The organism is Bacillus sp. GW823-FHT06B01 (genome assembly GCF_058952315.1).
Window position 1 is genome coordinate 119,253 of the sequence record NZ_JBXAHR010000006.1, and the last position, 20,396, is coordinate 139,648.

At 34.9% G+C, this 20,396-nt stretch carries 19 protein-coding genes; 8 read left to right on the forward strand and 11 right to left on the reverse strand.

What is annotated here, in order from left to right:
* Positions 1–25: 25 nt before the first annotated feature.
* Positions 26–1,216, reverse strand: a complete 1,191-nt coding sequence (locus tag AC1Q8N_RS24305) for a glycine C-acetyltransferase (RefSeq protein ID WP_000095906.1) — start codon at positions 1,214–1,216, stop codon at positions 26–28.
* 213 nt (positions 1,217–1,429) lie between these two features.
* Here AC1Q8N_RS24305 and AC1Q8N_RS24310 point away from each other — a divergent pair, with 213 nt between their 5' ends.
* The gene (locus AC1Q8N_RS24310) at positions 1,430–2,161 is read left to right on the forward strand and encodes a class I SAM-dependent DNA methyltransferase (RefSeq protein WP_098643050.1); all 732 of its coding nucleotides are present in this window, start codon (positions 1,430–1,432) and stop codon (positions 2,159–2,161) included.
* A 32-nt stretch (positions 2,162–2,193) separates the two neighbouring features.
* On the opposite strand, the gene AC1Q8N_RS24315 is transcribed toward AC1Q8N_RS24310, so the two are convergent.
* Genes AC1Q8N_RS24315 through AC1Q8N_RS24325 form a run of 3 tightly spaced genes read right to left on the reverse strand, consistent with a single transcriptional unit; the run spans position 2,194 to position 5,087 of the window.
* Entirely contained in the window at positions 2,194–3,015 is an 822-nt protein-coding gene (locus AC1Q8N_RS24315; protein ID WP_001167944.1) for an ABC transporter ATP-binding protein, read from the reverse strand.
* 12 nt (positions 3,016–3,027) lie between these two features.
* On the reverse strand, positions 3,028–4,086 hold the full coding sequence (locus tag AC1Q8N_RS24320; RefSeq protein ID WP_000760065.1) for a FecCD family ABC transporter permease: 1,059 nt from the start codon (positions 4,084–4,086) through the stop codon (positions 3,028–3,030).
* Complete coding sequence (locus tag AC1Q8N_RS24325; protein WP_048541677.1) at positions 4,083–5,087, reverse strand: FecCD family ABC transporter permease; 1,005 nt, start codon at positions 5,085–5,087, stop codon at positions 4,083–4,085. The genes AC1Q8N_RS24320 and AC1Q8N_RS24325 overlap by 4 nt, the downstream gene beginning before the upstream one ends.
* 172 nt (positions 5,088–5,259) lie before the next feature.
* On the opposite strand from AC1Q8N_RS24325, the gene AC1Q8N_RS24330 reads away from it, so the two are divergent.
* Both AC1Q8N_RS24330 and AC1Q8N_RS24335 read left to right on the forward strand, forming a co-directional pair.
* On the forward strand, positions 5,260–6,225 hold the full coding sequence (locus tag AC1Q8N_RS24330; RefSeq protein ID WP_493521412.1) for an ABC transporter substrate-binding protein: 966 nt from the start codon (positions 5,260–5,262) through the stop codon (positions 6,223–6,225).
* 379 nt (positions 6,226–6,604) lie between these two features.
* Positions 6,605–7,954 carry a peptide MFS transporter gene (locus tag AC1Q8N_RS24335; RefSeq protein ID WP_000338304.1) on the forward strand — a complete coding sequence of 450 codons (1,350 nt, stop codon included), beginning with the start codon at positions 6,605–6,607 and terminating at the stop codon, positions 7,952–7,954.
* Between the two features lie 38 nt (positions 7,955–7,992).
* Here the strand turns inward: AC1Q8N_RS24335 and AC1Q8N_RS24340 are convergent, their stop codons facing one another.
* Positions 7,993–8,172, reverse strand: coding sequence for an acid-soluble spore protein H (locus AC1Q8N_RS24340; RefSeq protein ID WP_000382688.1), 180 nt, complete (start codon positions 8,170–8,172; stop codon positions 7,993–7,995).
* Between the two features lie 191 nt (positions 8,173–8,363).
* Positions 8,364–8,651: an ArsR/SmtB family transcription factor gene (locus AC1Q8N_RS24345; RefSeq protein WP_000081429.1), complete on the reverse strand. Its 288-nt coding sequence runs from the start codon at positions 8,649–8,651 to the stop codon at positions 8,364–8,366.
* A gap of 815 nt (positions 8,652–9,466) precedes the next feature.
* On the opposite strand from AC1Q8N_RS24345, the gene AC1Q8N_RS24350 reads away from it, so the two are divergent.
* Complete coding sequence (locus AC1Q8N_RS24350; RefSeq protein ID WP_098048151.1) at positions 9,467–11,086, forward strand: L-lactate permease; 1,620 nt, start codon at positions 9,467–9,469, stop codon at positions 11,084–11,086.
* A 41-nt stretch (positions 11,087–11,127) separates the two neighbouring features.
* Here AC1Q8N_RS24350 and aspA read toward each other — a convergent pair whose 3' ends face one another.
* From aspA to gloA2, 3 genes are all read right to left on the reverse strand, one after another.
* Positions 11,128–12,561, reverse strand: a complete 1,434-nt coding sequence (aspA, locus tag AC1Q8N_RS24355; protein ID WP_048541670.1) for an aspartate ammonia-lyase — start codon at positions 12,559–12,561, stop codon at positions 11,128–11,130.
* 276 nt (positions 12,562–12,837) lie between these two features.
* Positions 12,838–14,136 carry a hemolysin family protein gene (locus AC1Q8N_RS24360; protein WP_098076903.1) on the reverse strand — a complete coding sequence of 433 codons (1,299 nt, stop codon included), beginning with the start codon at positions 14,134–14,136 and terminating at the stop codon, positions 12,838–12,840.
* Between the two features lie 107 nt (positions 14,137–14,243).
* Positions 14,244–14,630 (reverse strand): SMU1112c/YaeR family gloxylase I-like metalloprotein, encoded by a 387-nt coding sequence (gene gloA2, locus AC1Q8N_RS24365; protein ID WP_048541666.1) that lies wholly within the window; start codon positions 14,628–14,630, stop codon positions 14,244–14,246.
* A 91-nt stretch (positions 14,631–14,721) separates the two neighbouring features.
* Between gloA2 and AC1Q8N_RS24370 the strand changes: the two genes are divergently transcribed.
* The 3 genes from AC1Q8N_RS24370 to AC1Q8N_RS24380 all read left to right on the forward strand — a co-directional run bounded on the left by AC1Q8N_RS24370 (position 14,722) and on the right by AC1Q8N_RS24380 (position 18,601).
* On the forward strand, positions 14,722–15,900 hold the full coding sequence (locus AC1Q8N_RS24370; RefSeq protein WP_048541664.1) for a NupC/NupG family nucleoside CNT transporter: 1,179 nt from the start codon (positions 14,722–14,724) through the stop codon (positions 15,898–15,900).
* Between the two features lie 187 nt (positions 15,901–16,087).
* Positions 16,088–17,104 (forward strand): LCP family protein, encoded by a 1,017-nt coding sequence (locus tag AC1Q8N_RS24375; RefSeq protein WP_048541662.1) that lies wholly within the window; start codon positions 16,088–16,090, stop codon positions 17,102–17,104.
* 234 nt (positions 17,105–17,338) lie between these two features.
* On the forward strand, positions 17,339–18,601 hold the full coding sequence (locus tag AC1Q8N_RS24380; protein ID WP_048541660.1) for a VanW family protein: 1,263 nt from the start codon (positions 17,339–17,341) through the stop codon (positions 18,599–18,601).
* Between the two features lie 39 nt (positions 18,602–18,640).
* Here the strand turns inward: AC1Q8N_RS24380 and AC1Q8N_RS24385 are convergent, their stop codons facing one another.
* Both AC1Q8N_RS24385 and AC1Q8N_RS24390 read right to left on the reverse strand, forming a co-directional pair.
* On the reverse strand, positions 18,641–18,913 hold the full coding sequence (locus tag AC1Q8N_RS24385; RefSeq protein WP_048541658.1) for a hypothetical protein: 273 nt from the start codon (positions 18,911–18,913) through the stop codon (positions 18,641–18,643).
* Between the two features lie 15 nt (positions 18,914–18,928).
* On the reverse strand, positions 18,929–19,447 hold the full coding sequence (locus tag AC1Q8N_RS24390; protein ID WP_000822712.1) for an RNase A-like domain-containing lipoprotein: 519 nt from the start codon (positions 19,445–19,447) through the stop codon (positions 18,929–18,931).
* A gap of 396 nt (positions 19,448–19,843) precedes the next feature.
* On the opposite strand from AC1Q8N_RS24390, the gene AC1Q8N_RS24395 reads away from it, so the two are divergent.
* Entirely contained in the window at positions 19,844–20,392 is a 549-nt protein-coding gene (locus AC1Q8N_RS24395; protein WP_046953834.1) for a TVP38/TMEM64 family protein, read from the forward strand.
* Positions 20,393–20,396: the final 4 nt, after the last annotated feature.

Below are 20,396 nucleotides of genomic sequence, written 5' to 3' on the forward strand. Positions count from 1 at the left end.
CAAGCTATTCAAAAGATGTCGTTACTTAAATGATGCCCATTTCTTTCCCTACTTTTTCATACTTACGAATTGCTTCATCTAACATTTCTTTCGTATGAGCTGCTGTAGGCATATTACGAACGCGTCCTGTTCCTTTAGCTACAGTTGGGAACACGATAGATTTTGCATATACGCCTTCTTCATTTAGACGTTTACTAAATTCTTGTGTTAATACTTCGTCACCAATAATACAAGGTGTAATTGGCGTTTCACTTTCTCCAATGTTAAAGCCAAGTTCTTTTAACCCTTGTTTTAAATAGCGGCCATTTTCCCATAAACGATCATGTAACTCTGTGCTTTCCATTAAAATTTCAATTGATCGCATACATGCAGCTGCATCAGCTGGTGTTAATGCTGTAGAGAATAAGAATGGACGTGAACGAACTTTTAACCAGTCAATTAAGTTTTGTTTCCCTGCTACATATCCACCAATTACCCCAATTGCTTTTGATAATGTACCAATTTGGAAATCAACTTTATCAGATAGACCGAAATGCTTTACAGTTCCTGCACCTTTTCCAAGTACACCTGAACCGTGTGCATCGTCTACATATGTCATTAAATCTAATTCTTCTGCAATCTCAACAATCTCTGGTAATTTTGCAACATCTCCATCCATTGAGAAGACACCATCTGTAATTACCATTAATTTATTGTAAAGACCTGATTCTTTCGCCGCGATTGCTTTTTGGCGTAAATCTTCCATATCAGAATGTTTATAAACAATAATTTTTGCTTTTGATAAACGACTACCATCAATAATAGAAGCATGGTTTAATTCGTCTGAAAGAATCGCATCATTTTTATCCATAACGGCTGAAATCGCTGCCATATTACAGTTAAATCCTGATTGGTAAGCAATTGCTGCTTCTGTATGTTTAAACTTTGCAATTGTCTCTTCTAATTTAATATGCAAATCTAAAGTACCGTTAATTGTACGAACAGCTCCTGCTCCAACGCCGTACTTATGAATTGCACCAATTGCTGCTTCTTGCAAACGGCTATCTGTTGCTAATCCAAGATAGTTGTTTGAAGATAAGTTAATATATTCTTTTCCGCCAATTGTAATGATCGGTCCATTTGAACTCTCAAGCGGATCAATTACGTTATAAAGCCCCTTTGATTTTAAATCCTCTAAATTTTCTTCTAAAAATTTCGCAAGTGTTTTACTAGACATTGTGAAGCCTCCCATCGTTCATGTAAGCGAATTATTGTCTTAATAGTTCTAATAATCCCTCTACTAGCTTAACACGTTTTCAGAATTTATTATAGAAAAATAGTTTAAAGTAACCGCTTACAATTCTAGATTATAAATGATTCATTACAAGAAATCTATCATTTACTTTTCATATTTGGTAGAATTAAAAAAATATTTAAGGGGGCTTCAATCATGGCATTTACTGAATCTGATGTATATAATCACGAAGCATTTTTTGAACAATATATGAAACGAAGATACCGAGAAAATAGCCCAAATGAGTCACTTGAAAAACCAGCCTTCTTTCAACTCATTGGTGATGTGAAAGGAAAGCAAATCCTCGATCTAGGCTGCGGTGATGCTAAATTCGGCGAGGAATTATTAGAAAAAGACTGCCACTCTTACACTGGTATTGAAGGCTCCGAACTTATGTATGAAAAAGCTAAAAAACAACTAGAAAATAAAAATGGGACCGTCCATTTTTTAAACCTCAAAGACTACACATACCCTCCCGCTACTTTTGATTTAGTAACATCTAGACTCGCCTTACATTATATTGAACATCTTCCTATCATTTTTCAAAATGTGTACGAAGCTTTAAAAACAAATGGAACCTTTACTTTTAGTGTTCAACACCCTGTTATTACTTCTTCATTTGAAAGCTTGCAAACGAGCGGAGAAAGAACAAGCTGGCTCGTCGATGATTATTTTAAAATGGGAAAACGCGTTGAACCTTGGATTGATCAAGAAGTTATTAAATATCATCGTACAACGGAAGAATATTTTACATTATTACAACAAGCTGGATTTACGATTACAAATATAAAAGAAGCTACACCAAATCAAACTTATTTTCAGAGCGAAGAAGAATATGAACGACGTTTACGAATTCCCCTCTTCCTCTTATTTTCTTGTAGAAAATAAAAAAGACGATGAATCCTCATCGTCTTTTTTCATTAACTCATTGCCTGAGCAACCTCTTTACGTACACGTCTTCCTTTTCCATGCGGAATACAAAGTGGCGTCCCAAACAATGGATCCGTACTGATTTGACACTCCATTCGGAATACATCACGTACTAGCTTCTCATCTACTACTTCTTCCGGCTTACCTTGTGCATATATTTGTTTATCTTGAATGGCTACAATATTGTCTGCATAGCGGCATGCTAAATTTAAATCGTGTAATACCATAACAATTGTTCTTTGTTCTGTTTCATTTAATTCGAACAATAAATCTAGCACTTCAATTTGGTGAGTCATATCTAAATATGTAGTTGGCTCATCCAGTAAAATAATATCTGTATCTTGTGCAAGCGTCATTGCAATCCAAGCACGTTGACGTTGTCCACCTGAAAGAGCATGCACATCACGCTCAGCAAATTCTGTCATACCTGTTGCTGCGAGTGCTTTTTGTACCATTTCCTCATCTTTTTCTGACCATTGCTTCAGCCACGTTTGATATGGATAACGCCCTTGCTTTACAAGTTGCAATACTGTAAGCCCTTCTGGAGCTTGCGGTCCTTGCGGTAAAATTGCCATTTGACGAGCGATTTGCTTCGTTTGCATACTTTGAATGGCTTGATTATCTAGCAAAATGTCACCAGTTGTTGGCTTTAATAATCTAGCTAGTGAACGTAATAAAGTTGATTTTCCACAACCGTTAGAACCGATAAAGATTGTAATTTCGCCTTTTGGAATTTCTAAATTCAACTCATCAATAATAATTGCTTCACCATAAGACAGCGTCAAACGTTTCGTCTCCAATGCTTTTTGCATATTCATCTCCCTTTATGAATTCCGACTTTTATAAAGTAAATAAATAAAATAAGGTGCACCAATTGCTGATGTAAATACCCCTGCTGGAATTTCAAGTGGTGTGAAAACTGTACGCCCGATTAAATCTGCAGCAAGTACTAAAATTGCACCAACAATAGCCGCAACTGGGAGTAATGCACCGTATAAAGAACCAACTAGTCTTCGTGAAATATGAGGTGCCATTAAACCGACAAACCCAATTCCTCCGGCGAAGGCAACTGCGCCACCAATTAAAGCTGTACTCAGTAATAACATGAATACGCGTGACTTCGTTAAAGGAACACCGAGTCCTACCGCAATATCATCCCCTAGCTCTTGCGCATTTAAATGCCTAGCAGCTATAAATGATATTACCGTTAAAATGAGAACCCACGGCGCAAGCACCATAACGTTTTGCCATGAAGAACCGTAAACAGTACCTGTAATCCATACATTCGCTTGACTCGCTTGATAAATTGGCGCTAACAGCATAAACAAAGTCGTTGCCGCTTTCGTTAATGCCCAAAAACCAACACCAATTAAAACAAGACTAATCGGTGATAATCCGTCATTTCTCCATGCAAATAAATATACAAAAAGCGCTACAATCGTTGCCCCAGCGAAGGCTGCTAACGGCATATAATGAATGCTTACAGTTAGCGCATTATTTTTATCACTAAATATAGCTAAAAATAATACAACTGCAACACTTGCACCACCTGTAATCCCAATGATATCAGGAGAAGCCAGTGGATTTCGAACGAGCCCCTGTAAAATACATCCTGCTACTGCAAGTGCGATTCCTACAAGGATGGCAATTAAAATACGCGGCATACGAAACTTATTTACAACCATATTAGACATCGCATCGCCATTTCCAGTGATTGCTTGCCATACATCATAAGGAGCAATTTTCATGTCTCCCATACCTGCACTCGCAAAAAATAATCCTATTAAAACAACTAGTAAACTGAATAAGACGAGACACGCTCGTTTATACATTAAAAACGAGAGCCCGCCTTTTCCTATACGAAACGGAATATACTTCTTCATTTGCTAAGCCCTCTCTTACGTGCAATATAAATAAAGAATGGTGCCCCGATAAATGCTGTCATAACCCCTACTGGTACTTCTTGTGGCATAATGACATATCTCGCTGCTATATCAGCCAAGATTAGTAGTATTGCACCTAACAAGCCGCTATACGGTACTCTCCATCTGTGATCTACTCCAATAAGAAATCTGGCGAAATGTGGGATAATGATTCCGATAAATCCAATCGGACCAGCGACTGCAACTGAACCACCAGACAACAGGACAATAATAAGTAACACGAATGATTTCATTAAAATTGTTCGTTGTCCAAGCCCCTTCGCGACGTCTTCCCCCATCATCAATGTATTTACTTTCCCTGCCATCATAAGCGATGCGATCCAGCCTACTAATAAATATGGGAATACAGATTGTAAAATTTCTAACTTTCTTCCTTGCACAGATCCGGCAAGCCAAAACAGTACTTCTTCAAGCGCTTTTTCATTTAACACAAGTAATCCTTGTGTTAATGATGAAAATAACGCACTAATTGCGACCCCTGCTAATGTTAACTTAAGAGGCGTCGTCCCTTCTTTTCCTAAAGAACTAGAAGCGAATACAAGGATTGCAGCAACTGCTGCCCCTAAAAAGGCAATCCAAGTAAAAGCTGACAATGATGTAACAGAAAAAACCACAATTGCTACAACTATGAAAAACGCAGCGCCTGAATTTAATCCAATAAAATCTGGAGAAGCAAGTGGATTCTTCGTTAAAGTTTGCATAAGACAACCAGCAATGGCTAAACTAGCACCAACACTAGCTGCAATTAGTGCCCTTGGTAGACGCACATTTTGAATAATAATATGTTCATTGGAACCATTAAAATGGAAAAAAGCATCTAACGCTAATTTCCAACTCGTATTTGTATATCCGAAAATAATACTTCCCCAAATACAAATAATGACTGCAATGATTCCAACAAATAACCCAATCCATTTTGCTTGATTTGTTTTTAATAACATGCAGCGTTTCCCCTTCAATGTATAATGATACGTTGTAAGTGTATTTCAACTTAATTCTCATTGTCAACGATAATGAGAACTATTTTCATTGATATGTATTGACAATCAAAAGATAAAAGCTTAATATCATGCTTGCTATTGAAAAAACTTCTCAGTATGTAGGGGGTACATAATGAAATTCGTGCAAAAGAAATCGTTTACAGTATTTGTATTTTTACTAGCCTTTTCACTACTTTTAAGTGCTTGTGGAAAATCAAATACGAAAGAAGAATCAAAAGAAGATACGAAAAAAGAAATGATTACTGTAGAACATGCAATGGGTAAAACAGAAGTTCCCGCTAGTCCAAAACGTGTAGTTATTTTAACAAATGAAGGCACTGAAGCTTTACTCGAGTTAGGTGTAAAACCAGTTGGGGCTGTGAAATCTTGGACTGGTGATCCATGGTATCCACATATTAAAGATAAAATGAAAGATGTAAAGGTTGTTGGTGATGAAGGGCAAGTGAACGTGGAAACAATCGCTTCCTTAAAACCAGACTTAATTATCGGTAACAAAATGCGTCACGAAAAAGTGTACGAGCAACTAAAGGCAATTGCACCTACTGTGTTCTCGGAAACGCTACGTGGTGAATGGAAAGATAACTTCAAATTTTATGCAAAAGCATTAAATAAAGAAAAAGAAGGTCAAAAGGTTTTAGCTGATTACGATAAACGTATGAAAGATTTAAAAACTAAACTAGGCGATAAAGTAAATCAAGAAATCTCTATGGTTCGCTTTATGCCTGGTGATGTTCGTATTTATCACGGTGATACATTCTCTGGTGTTATTTTAAAAGAACTTGGATTTAAACGTCCTGGAGATCAAAATAAAGATGACTTTGCAGAGCGTAACGTATCTAAAGAACGTATTTCAACAATGGACGGCGATGTATTATTCTACTTCACATTCGATAAAGGAAACGAGAAAAAAGGTTCTGAATTAGAAAAAGAATATATCAATGATCCTCTATTTAAAAATTTAAATGCAGTGAAAAACGGTAAAGCATACAAAGTTGACGACGTTATTTGGAATACAGCCGGTGGTGTAATGGCTGCTAACCTACTATTAGATGATATCGAAAAACGCTTTGTTAAATAATATTTCCCTAACCAGCTCCCTTCTATGGAGCTGGTTATTTTTTGATTCACTTAAATGTCACATTATTTCATTTTGTATTTTTATTCCCAATATGTTATATTATAAAAGTAAATAGAATATATTTTCTCTATATCAGAATAAATATTTTAATCTAAATTTTCTGATTAATCACTATTTTATATTCTTTTAGAATTCAATTATTACATTTGAAAACGCTTATTATCTAGTTTTCAGGGAAAAATACAGTAACGGTTGAAGAGAAATAGATTTTTTTAGAAATTTTCTTTCTATTTCCATATAATTCTATTGACTTCTAAATATTTTGTGAATTAAAATAATTACATAAATATCCGTTATACAGGATTAGGGGGAAACAAACATGGATGCAGCTTTAAAATTAGACAAAGCTGGAGAGCAACAATCACCAAAAAAACATCCACCAGGATTATATTTGTTGTTCTTTACAGAGGCATGGGAAAGATTTAGTTATTACGGAATGCGTGGCTTATTAGTTCTTTATTTAACAACGAGCTTAGTAAGCGGCGGTTTAGGATTTGATAAAGCAGTTGCTGTACAAATATACGGTATTTTCACAATGTTAGTATACTTCACTCCGATTATTGGTGGTTGGTTAACTGACCATTTCATTACGAAGCGACACGCCATTACTATTGGTGGTATCATCATGGCAATTGGTAACTTTGTACTATTTTCAATGAATACGAAAACTGGACTATTTTTAGGATTAGGATTATTAGTTATTGGTAACGGATTCTTCAAACCAAATATTTCGACTTTACTAGGTCAATTATATAGCGACAACGATTCTCGTCGTGATAGTGCTTTCACTATCTTCTACATGGGAATTAACTTAGGAGCTCTTATCGCTCCATTCATTTGCGGTTACTTCACAGATTACAAATATGGATTCTTAACAGCTTGTATCGGTATGATCATTGGACAGGTTGCTTTTAATTTCTTAGCACCTCGTTACTTAGGAACAATTGGTACAACTGTTGTAGGTAAAAAGTCTAAAGAAAAAACTGCAAAAGTAATTGAGAAAAAACCTTTAACATCACAAGAGAAAAAACGTACAGCTGCAATTTTAATTTTAACTTGTTTCGTTGTATTCTTCTGGGCAGGCTTTGAACAAGCTGGTAGTTCTTTAACACTTTACACAGATAAGTTCGTAGATCGTACAATTGGTGGATTTACAATTCCAACACCTTGGTTCCAATCTGTAAACCCACTATTCATTATCTTACTAGCATTACCTGTTTCAGCTTTATGGATTAAGCTTTCAAAAACAAAAAATGGTGATTTAAAAATTCCAACAAAAATGGCACTAGGTATGATTTTACTAGGTATTGGATACTTAGTTCTAACTTTAGCTGTTTTAAAAACTGGTAGTGATGAAGGTAACATTACAATGAAGGCAAACTTACTATTCATTGTATTCACTTACATGTTCCACACAATCGGTGAATTATTCTTATCACCAATCGGATTATCTATGGTTAGTGCAATCGCTCCTGTTAAATTAGCTTCTTTATTAATGGGTGTATGGTTAGCTGGTACTGGATGTGCAAACTTCTTAGCAGGACAATTAGCTGCTTTCACTCAATCTTTAGGATATTTAGAAGTATTCGCAAGCATCGGTGTTATCGTAATCGTACTAGGATTAGTACTTCTTATGTTCTCTAAGAAAATTGCACATATGATGGAATAATAAAAAAGACGCTTCTAAAATTAGAAGCGTCTTTTCTATTACTTCTCCTCTAAAGCCGTCACGTTCACGTGAACGCTTTCTCCAGGATTAGATACATCATACACTTGAGCAACTCCACTCTGCTCGTCACAGCTCTCAATCCATACTGGTACGCCCTCATATGTAACGTCAATGCTACTTGAAGAAGATAAGATTTGTTTCACACGTTTTACATCCATACTACTATTCCTCCTTTTCCTTACTACACTCCTTTCTATCTTTTCTTTTCCCTTTAGAATATATTCCATATAACAACATGTTAATTGATAACCTTTTCTTCCTTACATGCTAACATTTACTCTCATATCACCTTTCTGACAAATAAAAAAAGACGTATATCCCACACGTCTTTTTCCATAATATTCAAATTTTAAGAAAATAATGTTTTTACAACTTCACTTACTTTATCATTATGAATTTGATAATACACTTCTAGTCCTCGTCTTTCAAAGCGCACTACTTTATTTTGTTTTAATTTCGTTAAATGTTGTGAAACCGTTGATTGTGGAATTTCTAACACTTCCTGTAATTGTGTTACATTACAAGTTCCACGTTGCATTAGTTCCATTACTAGGCGTAAACGTAACGGATGCGCTAACGCTCTTAACATTTGTACATCTTCTTCTGAAATACGACATTCGAATTGATTTTGGCTCATAAAGTTCCCCTCATTTTCGTTTTTATTTTCTTTTTATTTATTTATATATCTGTTCTTATATTTCCTGTTACGACATAACTTTATCAACCTATAATGCTGAAAATTTTTTCCACCTTTATCAGGAAAGAATTCAGGAAAAATTCCTTGCTGATTTTGAATATTATACTATATGATATAATGAAAAAGCAAAAGTAAGGGCTATGAATACTTTGCTTACAAACGTTGTTTTATCAAGCTTTTTGTTATATTTTCACCTCACTGCAACTTACAGTAACGATATTGTAAAATACCGTCTATAATTGATAACCTATCGTAACGTATTTGGGTTATATTTAACCTCTTTGTTATGCTAAAAGGAATTTTCAGTAAAAAAAGATAATGTAATATTAAAAATTGACTTATTGTTGTTTTAATTCGTATTGTACTTGCTCAGACTGTTATTCAAAACTTCCTATTAAATGCATTTGGTTTCTCTTTCTTACTAGATCAACTCAGACCAGCATGTGACACCTATCAAATTTCAACATCCTATATACTTAATGCAAAGACGTCATCTAACATATAAGATTAATGATATACGAACAAATAAAACAATATAGAAATAACTTCAAAAAGCAAACTCAAATCTATTTGAGTTTGCTTTTTGTCTACTTTATGAACAAAGCATTTCTTTTAATACTATTATGGAATAATTATACTTTTTTACGTTGACAATAGTGTTGAAGGAGAATATACTAAGCATGTAAGTTGATTGTGAATTGTTTCACAAATAATGTGAATTTCTTCACATAAAATAGATAGGAGTTGTCATTATTATGAGTACTTGGACACAAATTTATGACCCATTAAACAATATTTGGTTATCTGCACTAATCGCAGCACTTCCAATTTTCTGCTTCATCATTTGTTTAATGGGACTGAAAATGAAAAGTTACATGGCTGGTCTTTACAGTGTGATTGTCGCTATTATTCTTGCTATATTCGTTTATAAAATGCCAGCAACCGTAGCTGTAGCATCTGCCGGATTCGGTGTTTTATCTGGATTTTATCCAATTTGTACTATCGTTATCGCAGCAATTTTCCTTTACAAATTAACTGTTAAAACAGAGCAATTCAACATCATTCGTGATAGTATTTCAAGCATTACAAATGATCAACGTTTACAAGTATTATTAATCGCTTATTCTTTCGGTGCTTTCTTAGAAGGCGCAGCTGGTTTAGGGGTTCCAGTTGCTATTACAGCTGCATTACTTGTGGGTATGGGCTTTAATCCATTAAAAGCAGCAGGTATTTGTTTAGTAGCTAACATCGCTGGTGGTGCTATGGGTGCTATGGGTATCCCAGTTACAGTACCAGCACAATTAACTGAGCTAGACGCATTAACTATCGGTCGTCAAACTGTTCTTATTTTACCATTCATTAGTATTGTTTTACCTTTCTTACTTGTTTCAATGGTTGATGGAATTAAAGGTATTAAAGAAACTTGGCAAGGTATTCTTGTAAGTGGTTTTTCTTTCGCTATAACTCAGTTCCTTGTGACTTACTTCTTAGGTGCAGAACTTACTAATATTTTCGCAGCCGTTGTAAGTATGGTTTCTCTAGCATTATTCTTACGTGTTTGGCAACCAAAATCTTCTTCTACAGAAGAAAAACAAGAAGAACAAGAACCTCATACATTCAATCAAATTTTATATGCTTGGTCTCCATTCGTATTCTTAACTGCATTCGTAACAATCTTTAATTTAAAACCAATTAAAGCTTTATTTGCTCCGGATGGCGCACTAGCAAACTTAGTATTTAACATTCAGTTCCCTGGTCTTCATAATGCTGTTATGAAAACTACACCAATTACAAAAGCTGATACACCTTTCGCGGCTGTTTTCAAGTTTGATGTATTCTCATCTACAACTACTGCAATCGTATTAGCAATTATTGTTTCACTTATCGTTTACCGCGTAAAAGGTAAAATGGTTAAAGAATTAATAGTAGAAACAATGAAAGAACTAAAAGCTCCAGTATATACAATCTGTAGCGTTATCGCTTTAGCTTACGTAGAGAACTACTCTGGTATGTCATCTACACTTGGACTGGCATTCTCTTCTACTGGTAATGCATTCCCAGTTCTTTCTCCAATCTTAGGATGGATTGGCGTATTCATTACAGGTTCAGTAGTATCAAGTGGTTCATTATTCGCACCGCTTCAAGCAGTAACTGCAGATCAATTAAATATCGTTCCTTCTACTCTTGTTGCATTAAACGTAGTAGGTGGTACAATGGCAAAAATGGTTTCACCACAATCTGTAGCCGTTGCTTGTGCAGCAGTTGGACTAGTTGGTAAAGAGTCTGCCCTATTTAAAACAGCGATGAAATACAGTTTAATCTTCTTAGCTATTATTAGCTTACTTCAATTAAACGCTGTATTTAATATCTTTTAAAAATAAAACACCGATCCAAATGGATCGGTGTTTTATTCATATTACATCTTCTTATTCTTTAATAAAGAAGCTCCAGCAATTTCAGGATGCGTCATTTCGAACGGATCTAGAATAATATCCAATTCTTCTTCTGTCAGTACACCATGTTCTAAACATAGCTCCCTAACAGATTTTCCTGTTTCAATTGCTTCACGTGCAATACGAGATGCTGCTTCATAACCAATATGAGGGTTAACTGCTGTAATAATTCCAACACTTTTCTCTACATATTGCTTCAGCAATTCTTCATTTGCTGTAATTCCTTTAATACAATATTCACGGAATACACGGAATCCGTTATTCATAATACTAATAGATTGAATTAAATTAAATACGAGTACAGGCTCCATTACGTTTAACTCTAATTGTCCTGCTTCTGATGCTAAGCAAATTGTATGATCATTACCAATTACTTGGAAAGCAACTTGATTAATTACTTCTGCCATAACAGGATTTACTTTACCTGGCATAATAGATGAACCTGGTTGGCGAGCTGGTAATTGAATTTCCGCCAATCCAACACGTGGACCAGATGCCATAATACGAAGATCATTTGCAATTTTAGACATATTCATCATACATACTTTTAATGCCGCAGATACTTCTGTGTATGCATCTGTGTTTTGCGTTGCATCAACTAAATGCTCTGCACCAACAAGTGGGAATCCGCTAAATGTTCGCAAGTGTTTAACCACTTGTTCAATGTACGTAGGGTTTGCATTTAATCCCGTACCAACAGCTGTCGCCCCCATGTTCACTTCATATAAATGTTGGCGAGACTGTTTAATTCTTTTTATATCACGTTCAAGCACTCGGCTATACGCTTCAAATTCTTGTCCAAGACGAATCGGAACAGCATCTTGTAAATGTGTACGTCCCATTTTAATGACGTGGTCGAACTCTTTTGCTTTTGCACGGAAAGCAGCATGAAGTTCTTCCATTGTAATAAGAAGTTCTTCTAACATCATAAGAGTTGCAATATGAATTCCCGTTGGAAACGCATCATTTGTTGATTGAGCCATGTTCACATGCGTGTTTGGGCTAATTTTCACATACTCGCCTTTTTCACATCCCATACGTTCTAAAGCTCGATTAGCAATTACTTCATTTGTATTCATATTAATAGAAGTTCCAGCACCGCCTTGGATTGGATCCACGATAAATTGATCATGGAATTTCCCATCAACAATTTCTTGCGCTGCCTCTGCAATTTCATATCCAATGTCTTTAGCTAAGTAACCAGTATCCATATTTGCAAGTGCCGCCGCTTTTTTCACAATTGCCATTGCCGTAATGAGTGACGGATGAATGCGATATCCTGTAATCGGGAAGTTTTCTACAGCACGTAATGTTTGTACCCCATAATAAGCTACACTCGGTACTTCCTTTTCACCTAAAAAATCTTTCTCTATACGTATATCCTTCGTTGCTATCATTTTCATCACCTATACTTTTCATTCTAAATCCTTATCTAAAAAATTCGCCTCTAAAAAAAACGAGTATCATTCAGAAGAATTTTTCAGTATCCACCTTCACTATATAGCACCTTTTTTGAAAGCGCAAACATTTATTTTTCTATATATACCTTTTATAAAGTGAAACTTTAATCAGTGAGGGTTTTGTTGATCCCCCACCTAACTTCTTCGCTTTCGCTGAATTTTGAAGTAGGGGTCTTACTGCCCACAAATAGCGGGATAACAATTTATAGAAAATCATTCTTCTACCTTCTTTATTTCCACTCGTTTAATTTGATGCATATCCTTTTCGAGAACTTTAAAAGAAAAGCCGTGTTTTTCAATAACATCTCCTTCAGCAACGATTTGCTTTTGTACCATAATCCAGCCACCAATTGTATCTACATCATCAGCGATTAAGTGTATGCCAAATAAATCATTTACTTCACTAATAAGCACTTTTCCCTCTACGATTTTACACCCTTCACTTATATGCTCTATAGGCGGGTGCTCGTCTTCATCGTATTCATCTCGGATTTCTCCAACAATTTCTTCTAAAATATCTTCTAATGTAACAATCCCCGCTGTACCACCATATTCATCATATAGTACAGCTAATGGGATTCGTTTTCTTTGCATTTGTAATAGCAAATCATGTATAGGAATATTTTCTAGTACTTCAATAACTGGCCTTGTATACGGTGTAATCGAGCACTCCTCATCTCGGTTACCATCCATATAACGAATAAATAAATCCTTTACATTAACCATCCCAATAATTTCATCTTTATCTTCACCAAATACGGGATACCTCGTATATTTTTCTTGTGCGATTATTTTAATATGTGTTTCAAATGGTTCGTCCTCATATAAACCTACAACTTCCGTACGAGGTACCATAATTTCCTTTGCGACTCTATTATCAAATTCAAAAATATTATTTACATATTTAAATTCCCTTTGATTAATCTCTCCGCTCTCATAACTCTCGGATAAGATTAATCGCAATTCTTCCTCCGAATGAGCTACTTCATGTTCAGAGGCTGGATGTAATCCGAATAGCCCTGTTACAAGCCTTGCTGAACCATTTAAAGCCCAAATAAACGGATACATTACTCGGTAAAAATAAATAATTGGCTTCGATAATAATAAGCTAACTTGCTCTGCTCTTTGTATAGCGAGCGTCTTCGGAGCAAGTTCACCAATGACAACATGTAAAAATGTAATCACTGCAAAGGCAATAATAAATGAAACTGTACTTGCAATTGCAGGAGATAGGTGTAGTTTTAAAAACAACGGCTCGAGTATATGTTTTATAGTGGGCTCTCCTAACCACCCAAGCCCTAAAGCAGTAATTGTAATACCTAACTGACATGCTGATAAATACTCATCTAAATTCGACGTTACTTTTTTAGCTGCCAATGCTCCTCGTCGTTTCTCACTAACGAGTTGATCAATACGACTGCTACGTACCTTAATAATTGCAAACTCAACAGCTACAAAAAATGCTGTTAACGCAATAAGGATAACTACCATCAATAATTTTAAAATATCCACATATGTCCTTTAGCTTTCTTAGCTAAAGTTACACCTCCTTTAAAAAAGAAGTTTCACTTTAGTTTCTTCATTTATTTGAAAGCAACCCTGTATAAAATTCACCAATTTCAAGCCTCATACAATTCTAAAGGCAAGCCATCAGGATCTTGGAAAAAGACAAATTTTTTATCCGTAATTTCATCCATACGTATCGCTTCAGTCTCCACACCGCATTGTTTTAAATGGTTTACAGCTTCTTCTATATTTGTAACAGCAAATGCTAAATGTCTAAGTCCAGCTGCTTCTGGAAAACTGGGGCGCTCAGGTGGACTAGGAAATGAAAATAATTCAATTTGATACTCTTCCCCTACACATAAATCTAACTTATAAGAATCTCGTTCTTTTCTATATACTTCATTTATCACTTTTAAACCTAATATCCGAGTATAAAAATCCTTTGACAGTTCATAATTCGAACAAATAATTGCAACGTGGTGCACTTTACATATATTCATGCTCTCTCTATTCCTTTCTTTACCAAAGATGCATATTCTCCCTTGAAATGAAAAACATATATAGCAGAATATCTCTTTTAGGGGGCTTACTATGAAATTTATTACTTTTTTCGTGGGACTTATCGTTGTTTTCTTCCTTGCTTATATTGCTAGCAACAATAAGAAACATATTAAATTTAAACCAATTTTCATCATGCTTATTATACAGTTGATTTTAACCTATTTATTATTAAATACAGAAATCGGCCTCATACTTATTCGGGTCATTTCCAGTCTGTTTACAAAGCTGCTCGAGTATGCTGCTGATGGTATAAACTTTGTATTTGGCGGTCTTGCCAATAAAGGTGAAATGTCATTTTTCCTTACTGTATTATTACCAATTGTCTTCATTTCCGTCTTAATTGGTATACTACAACATTTCAAAATACTACCATTTTTTATTCATTGGATCGGTTACTTCCTTAGCAAAATAAATGGTCTTGGGAAATTGGAATCTTACAACGCTATCGCCTCTGCCATTGTCGGCCAATCAGAAGTTTTTATTACAGTTAAAAAGCAATTAGCTCAAATTCCAAAACACCGTCTTTATACACTTTGTGCTTCTGCCATGTCAACCGTATCTATGTCTATCGTAGGTGCCTACATGACAATGATCGAGCCTAAATATGTAGTAACCGCACTCGTTCTCAATTTATTTAGTGGTTTTATTATCGTACTCATCATCAATCCTTACGACGTTAAAGATGACGAAGATATTTTAGAAATTAAAGGCGAAAAGCAAAGCTTTTTTGAAATGCTTGGAGAATATATTCTAGATGGCTTTCGCGTAGCCATCGTTGTCGGCGCTATGCTCATCGGATTCGTCGCATTAATGAGCTGCATTAATGACCTATTCCTCATTATATTCGGCATTACTTTCCAGCAATTAATCGGCTACGTATTTGCGCCTGTTGCATTCCTTATCGGTGTACCAAGTTCTGAAATTGTCACAGCTGGTAGCATTATGGCAACGAAGCTTGTAACGAATGAATTTGTAGCAATGATGAACCTTAGTAAAATTTCTAATAGCCTTTCTCCCCGTACAGTGGGGATTATTTCTGTTTTTCTCGTTTCTTTTGCCAATTTTTCTTCTATCGGCATTATTTCAGGTGCAGTAAAAGGGTTAAACGAAGAACAAGGAAACGTCGTTGCCAGATTTGGCCTTAAATTACTATATGGAGCTACTCTCGTTAGCATTTTATCTGCAATTATCGTAAGCATTATGTTGTAATCAGGTAAAATTTTATCATTTTCTTATCCCTATCTTTTGTATACAATAACGAATAGATGTCTTTATAAATAATCAAGACATCTATTTTTTATACATGTACAATCGCTTTTATTTAGCGTACAATATTTTTTATGTGTTTGAATGCGCTTCTAGATGTATACACTTTGATAGCTTTAAAGGAGAAAAAATGATGAAATCCGATATGAACAAAGATACTCGAGCCAAAAAAGGACGCTCAAAGAAAAAACGCCTCCTTTGGTTCCTTCTTATTCCATTACTGATTATAGCACTTGGAGCAGGAGGCTATTCCTTCCATATATACAGTAAAGCAAAGTCTGTATTAAATAATGCTTATTCTGAACTGGGCCGCGGGGACAAATCCAGCAAACGTGAAAAAGCCGTGAAACCTATGACTGACAACATTTCCGTACTTATTATGGGTGTTGATGAAAGTGATATTAGGGATAAGAGTTATGGAAAAGCAACTCGTACGGATGCGCTATTACTTGCAACAATTAATAAAAACGACAAATCTGTTAAACTTGTCAGTATTCCACGTGACTCACGTGTCTTCATTAAATCACGTGATAAATACGATAAAATTACACACGCGCACGTATTCGGTGGTGTAGACAGCACGATTGATACCGTAGAGAACTTTTTAGATGTTCCAGTTGATTACTATGTAAAATTCAACTTTAAATCATTTATTAAAATTGTCGACTCCCTTGGTGGTATTACTGTCGATGTTCCTGTTGAATTCACAGAACAAAATAGTAAAGACGAACCAGATGCAATTCATTTGAAAAAAGGACGTCAACATTTAAATGGAGAAGAGGCATTAGCACTAGCTAGAACTCGTCATATCGATAGTGATTATATGCGCGGTCAACGACAACAGCTTGTTTTAGAAGCTATTGCTCAAAAAGCACTATCACTTAATTCCATTAATAAGATTGGTGGTCTATTAGACGCTGTTGATAAAGACTTAAAAACAAATTTAACTTTTGATGATATGATGACAATTGCAAAAAATTCAATGGATTCCAATTTGAAAATGGACAAAATGCAAGTAGAAGGTACAGATAAATATATTGGTGGTATTTATTATTACGTTCCAAACGAAAAAAGCGTCAATAACATTTCGACAAAACTACAAGAACATCTCGGTGTTACGAATAAAAATGAACATAAAAAATTATAATAAAAAGGCTGCTAGATCTTTCTAGACAGCCTTTTTATTATAATTTCCAACATATTTCTCGTACATATTGTGACAAAAAGAGACAATTATTACACCAGTGTAACATTTTTTATAAAAACATTACACGCATAGTGAAAATAATAGTATACTAGTACGTACATAATGTTATTTTCATCATTTTTATACAAAAAATGTAATACATATATTTATACAAAAATTTCTGGGGGGAAATAAATGAAGCTAAGTAAAATACTAATCGGTTCTGCAATTACTGGGGGCATATTACTTTGTGTAGGCGGTGTGGGTGGATATCAATATGTATCCAAACTAAATAATCAATTAAATACTACTGCATTACCGAATACTACATTTGAAGGTATTTCTCTCGATGGAAAAAACAAAAAAGATATTCAAGCAATTATTAATCAAAAGGTAACTGAATTAGATCAAAAATCTCTTACGTACATATTCCAAAATGATAAACAAACGTACACATGGAAAGATTTAGGGGTAAATTATAAGGAAAAAGATATTATCGACAAAATCTTTACAGAACAAGAAGGAAATGCAATGAATCGTTACAAAATGCGGAAGCAGGCTGAAAACGGTGAATTAAAACGTGATTATAAATTAACAGCTCAATTAAATACAACTGCCTATGAAAGCTTTATGAAGGATAAATATAATGACACATTAAAAAATCCTGTTAATGCAGAATTAAGTGTTGAAGGCTCTACAGTAAATATTAGCCAAAGTCAAAATGGAGAAAAAATTGATAAAGGAAAGTTAACTGATTTAACGAAACAGGCCATTACTTCTGGCACATCAGACGTTACGTTACCAGTTACACTCTTAAAACCTGAGCGTTCTACAGAAGATATACAAAAAATGGGGATTAAAGAAGTAATTGCTGAATATTCAACTCCAATGGCTGGTCGTAATGGAAACCAATCCTATAACGTAAATAAGTCAGCTAATACTTTAAGTGGAGTTATTGTCGCACCTGATGAAACGTTTAGTTTTAATGGCCGCGTTGGCGTAACGGATGCTGCACATGGTTATAAATCCGCAGCAGTATTTTCAGAAGGTAAAGTTATACAAAGTGCAGGCGGAGGCGTTTGCCAAGTTAGTAGTACTTTATATAGCGCAGCTTTAAGAGCAGATTTAGGAATTGTTTCTCGAAGTAATCATTCTATGCCCGTAAATTATTTACCACTTGGGCAAGATGCAGCAGTGGCAGATTATGGTCCGGATTTAAAATTTAAAAACAATACAGGCAATCATATTTATATTCAAGCATTTTCAAACGGCGGTAGTATTACTACTCGCATTTTTGGTACAAATACTGGTAAAAATGTTGAAGTTTCTTCTCAAGTAGTTAGTAGAACTGGTGATAAAATAACAGCGGTTACGTATAAAAAAGTAACACAAAACGGTGAAGTAGTATCAAATGGACAAATTTCCAAAAGCGTATATAAAAGTGCCCCAACACAATGAGACACCATCAAATTGGCAAACAAAAAAGGCGTGATCTATTCACGCCTTTTTCTTTTGCAATAATAGTAAAAAAGCTTCCAGATGGTCTTTCGTTTCCTCTAAAGACCACATGCGATTTCCTTGCTTCGCAGCTAATACGCACGCCTCTTCCCAAGTATCCTTTTTCTTCATATATAATAATTCATCGCGTAATTTCAAAACAATTTCTTCATCTTCTTGCTCTATAAACTCTTCCATCACGCCTACTATTTCATCTTCATGAACACTTAACGTACAGTACGATTTAAGAAAGTATTGTAATGTCGTATACATATGTACTCCCCCTTCTTATTTGTCAGATGGATAAGAAGTAATGATCTTATATCCTAAATCTCCTGACTTATCTCTCGCCAAAACAGTAACAGTTTTTACTAGCTTGTCTTTTACATTCATATTTTTCTTTATTACCGTTTTTCCAACCGGGAATGAATGAGTTGTATTTAATACGAGACGAGCCTCTTTAGAATTTTTTAACCAATCTTGAATTTCCTTATCATGCTGCTTCAAACTATCTTTTACAGCTTTCGTCGCTGTTTCCTTATCATAGTATGTACTTGCCGCTGATACTTTATCTGTCTTCAAGCGATTCTTCAAATCCTCTTCTGATTTTCCTACATGTCTTTCAATCGTATGACCATTTTTAGGTGGCCCTTCCATTTCATCTAAAATATTATCACTAATTTTTTCTACTGATGTCGATTGATTCCCTGTTTGTTTCTCTGTTTTTTGTTCTTTTCCTGCACATCCACTTAAGATCAGCATTAATGCCAATAAACTACTCAAGAAAAGACTACTTATTCGTTTCATCATATCACCTCTTCCATGATTATTATCGTAACTTCACTAAAAGTCAATTTCACAACGAAAAAACATATACATTTTTAAAATTCATCATCAATTTTGCCATATTACCACCCTAATTTCATCAAACTACTATTTTGGACCCCCTCTGAAATATACCCCTATGTTTTTATAATTATTTCCCGGATTAAATCACCCCTAAAAAAGCTAAATATTCCCTTTAAAAACAGAGTTTTTTGGTGATTTTCTAAAAATAAAATATACCCCCAATTCAATATACCCAATACCTATATAAGGTATATTGATGGTGTTTTATCAACGTTTTCTACATTATGTAAATTTGTACTTGCCTACACAATAGAAATATGGTGTAATGCAAAAAAAGATAAAGGATTTTAAACAATGGCTGAAACAATTCAAAACTTCTTAACAGACTATTATTCAATCGCAATTCCACTTAGTATCTTAATTAACGTCATCATCAGTCTTTTAGGTTTTATCCCTAGTATTTTTTTGACCGCTATTAACATACAGCTCTTTGGTGTAACAAACGGAACCATTATTTCGATCGCAGGTGAGGCATTAGGGGCTATTATCTCGTTTTATATTTATCGTATAGGCCTTCAGAAATTCACTCACAACAAAGTAAATAAGTATCCAAAGGTAGAACGCCTACTTTATGTAGAAGGTAGAGAGGCCTTTCTACTCGTTCTATCGTTTCGATTCATACCTTTCATCCCATCAAGTATCGTTACTTTATTTGCCGCTCTAGGCAAAATGTCATTACTCTCTTTCAGTATTGCCAGCACAATAGGTAAAATACCGGCTTTGTTAATCGAAGTATATTCTGCCTATCATGTCATGAATGGAACGAATGAAGCGAAGTGGATTGTAACAATAGCGGGTTGTGTTGGATTGTTTTATTTGTGGAAAAAATGGAGAAAAAAATAAAGAA

What these genes read in the sequence shown, in the direction of transcription:
- AC1Q8N_RS24335 (WP_000338304.1), top strand. Translation starts at nt 6,605, where the DNA reads ATGGATGCAGCTTTAAAATTAGACAAAGCTGGAGAGCAACAATCACCA.
- aspA (WP_048541670.1), bottom strand. Translation starts at nt 12,561, where the DNA reads ATGATAGCAACGAAGGATATACGTATAGAGAAAGATTTTTTAGGTGAA.
- gloA2 (WP_048541666.1), bottom strand. Translation starts at nt 14,630, where the DNA reads ATGAATATATGTAAAGTGCACCACGTTGCAATTATTTGTTCGAATTAT.
- AC1Q8N_RS24320 (WP_000760065.1), bottom strand. Translation starts at nt 4,086, where the DNA reads ATGAAGAAGTATATTCCGTTTCGTATAGGAAAAGGCGGGCTCTCGTTT.
- AC1Q8N_RS24315 (WP_001167944.1), bottom strand. Translation starts at nt 3,015, where the DNA reads ATGCAAAAAGCATTGGAGACGAAACGTTTGACGCTGTCTTATGGTGAA.
- AC1Q8N_RS24310 (WP_098643050.1), top strand. Translation starts at nt 1,430, where the DNA reads ATGGCATTTACTGAATCTGATGTATATAATCACGAAGCATTTTTTGAA.
- AC1Q8N_RS24345 (WP_000081429.1), bottom strand. Translation starts at nt 8,651, where the DNA reads ATGAGCCAAAATCAATTCGAATGTCGTATTTCAGAAGAAGATGTACAA.
- AC1Q8N_RS24305 (WP_000095906.1), bottom strand. Translation starts at nt 1,216, where the DNA reads ATGTCTAGTAAAACACTTGCGAAATTTTTAGAAGAAAATTTAGAGGAT.
- AC1Q8N_RS24340 (WP_000382688.1), bottom strand. Translation starts at nt 8,172, where the DNA reads ATGGATGTAAAACGTGTGAAACAAATCTTATCTTCTTCAAGTAGCATT.
- AC1Q8N_RS24395 (WP_046953834.1), top strand. Translation starts at nt 19,844, where the DNA reads ATGGCTGAAACAATTCAAAACTTCTTAACAGACTATTATTCAATCGCA.
- AC1Q8N_RS24385 (WP_048541658.1), bottom strand. Translation starts at nt 18,913, where the DNA reads ATGTATACGACATTACAATACTTTCTTAAATCGTACTGTACGTTAAGT.
- AC1Q8N_RS24375 (WP_048541662.1), top strand. Translation starts at nt 16,088, where the DNA reads ATGATGAAATCCGATATGAACAAAGATACTCGAGCCAAAAAAGGACGC.
- AC1Q8N_RS24380 (WP_048541660.1), top strand. Translation starts at nt 17,339, where the DNA reads ATGAAGCTAAGTAAAATACTAATCGGTTCTGCAATTACTGGGGGCATA.
- AC1Q8N_RS24390 (WP_000822712.1), bottom strand. Translation starts at nt 19,447, where the DNA reads ATGAAACGAATAAGTAGTCTTTTCTTGAGTAGTTTATTGGCATTAATG.
- AC1Q8N_RS24325 (WP_048541677.1), bottom strand. Translation starts at nt 5,087, where the DNA reads ATGTTATTAAAAACAAATCAAGCAAAATGGATTGGGTTATTTGTTGGA.
- AC1Q8N_RS24350 (WP_098048151.1), top strand. Translation starts at nt 9,467, where the DNA reads ATGAGTACTTGGACACAAATTTATGACCCATTAAACAATATTTGGTTA.
- AC1Q8N_RS24330 (WP_493521412.1), top strand. Translation starts at nt 5,260, where the DNA reads ATGAAATTCGTGCAAAAGAAATCGTTTACAGTATTTGTATTTTTACTA.
- AC1Q8N_RS24370 (WP_048541664.1), top strand. Translation starts at nt 14,722, where the DNA reads ATGAAATTTATTACTTTTTTCGTGGGACTTATCGTTGTTTTCTTCCTT.